At 72.4% G+C, this 1,729-nt stretch carries 1 protein-coding gene; it reads right to left on the minus strand.

Annotation, left to right across the window (positions count from 1 at the left end):
• Positions 1 to 1,728 (minus strand): phosphopantetheine-binding protein (locus G6019_RS15870; RefSeq protein ID WP_309230312.1); only part of this gene is annotated, 1,728 nt, incomplete at its 3' end.
• Position 1,729 lies beyond the last annotated feature (1 nt).

A 1,729-nucleotide genomic window follows, 5' to 3' on the forward strand; every position in this document is an offset into this window, starting at 1 on the left:
AGCCCCGCCGGTGATCTCGGGCGCCGCGGGTAGCTGTCCGGCCCGCTCCGCCCACCAACGGCGGTCCTCGTCCTGCCCGGGACCAGCCGGGACTCCCCCTGCCGCGCTACTGCGCACGTGGTCGGCGAAGGTGCGCTGCGGAGCAGGGCCAGGGTCCTCGCCGCGGTACACCACTCCCATCTCGGAGTGCAGGAGGCCGAAGCTGTCGGCGTCGCAGACCAGCACGTCGACGCTCCACCCCACGTGCACCGCGTCGGCGGTGATCGCGAGGTACGGGCAGACCAGCGGCCACCGTGACGCCGGGGCGCGCCGCGTCGACAGGCGGTCACGCCACCGCCGGAGCCCGGTCTCGGGGTCGTCGGACTGCCTCAGGTCGGTCACGTCGAGCCGGAAATCCTCGGGCCTGATGTCGACCTCGTGCATCCCGTCCAGCTCGACGACCGTCCGCAGCATCGGGTGCCTCTGCACCATCGTGCGGAACGCGGCCTCGAACCGATCCGGATCCAGTGAACGGGCACGGAACTCCACGAAACTGTGGCACGCCGCGCCACCGATGCCGTAGTCGTCCTCGCGGCCCAGGAGGTACGCACGCTGGACCGGCGTCAACGGCGCCGGGTCTGTGGGATCGGGCTCGATGTCCGCATCCCCCGTGCCCGCGCCCCCCGTGCCAGAGTCCTCCGTGCCAGAACCCTCCGTGCCAGAGCCCCCGGACGAGTCCTCCTGCTCCCGACCCGGATCCGACACGACGGCTCCCGCGACACCCCCCGGCGTCGGATCGTCGAGGAGGTCTCGCAGCCGCAGGTCTAGTCCCAGCTCGTCGCGGAGAGTGCCGAGCAGTCGTGTCGCGGCCAGGGACTGACCACCGAGGGCGAAAAAATCGGAGTCGGCGCCGACCTCGTCCCGGTGGAGGCCGAGCGCGTCAGCCCACAGTTCGCACAGACGCGAGAGCGACGCACGGGCCTCCTGCCCGTCCGAGCTCTCCGAGCCTCCCGGGGAGACCACGGTCGATGGTGTTCCGGCGGTCTGCAGGGAGACTTCGGCGCCGGTCGCGCGGTCCACATCCGCACCCTCGATCGTGAGCGGACGGCGGCTGGCGATCACCGTTCCCCGGGACGGTCCGGCGGCGATCCGCCTCAGCAGCGTCGAGGCGTAGTCCGGATCCAGCGCATGTCTCAGCAAATTCCGGGCGAATGCGGCGTCATCGGCGTCGGTCGTCCGCCACCCGTCCCAGGCCACCGCGATCCGCCGGGTCCGCGCTGCCGGCGAGGCGTTCTCGCAGCGCAGTTCCACAGCCCGGCACGACACGGCGTACGCGGCCAGACCGAAGCCACCGGAGACGGAGGCCAGTGACGACATCGCCACGAGGACATCGGGGGCGCGCTCGCCGAGCTGCGCCACCGCGTCCTCGAGGGCGAGCCAGACCTGGACCCGCGCACGATCGTGGGCCAGGAGGGTCTTCGTCCCCGACTCCTGGACCGTCGCGAAGCTCTCCCGGCCCACCACCCCGGTGCACTGCACGACGATCAGTGGGCCGCCGGCCGGGAGAGCGCGAACCATCTCGGCGAGGGCGGTGGCGTCGAGGCCGTCCCAGGTGACCACGGACGCCCCCAGGGGGACCAGCTCGGCGGCGACATCTCCCGCGTCACGACGGGTGGTCAGGGTGACGCTTGCCCCGGCAGTGAGGAAGGAGGAGGCGAGGTGGCGTCCCACGGCGCCGAGCCCGCCGATC

Source organism: Dietzia sp. DQ12-76, assembly GCF_014145045.1.
GTDB lineage: Bacteria > Actinomycetota > Actinomycetes > Mycobacteriales > Mycobacteriaceae > Dietzia.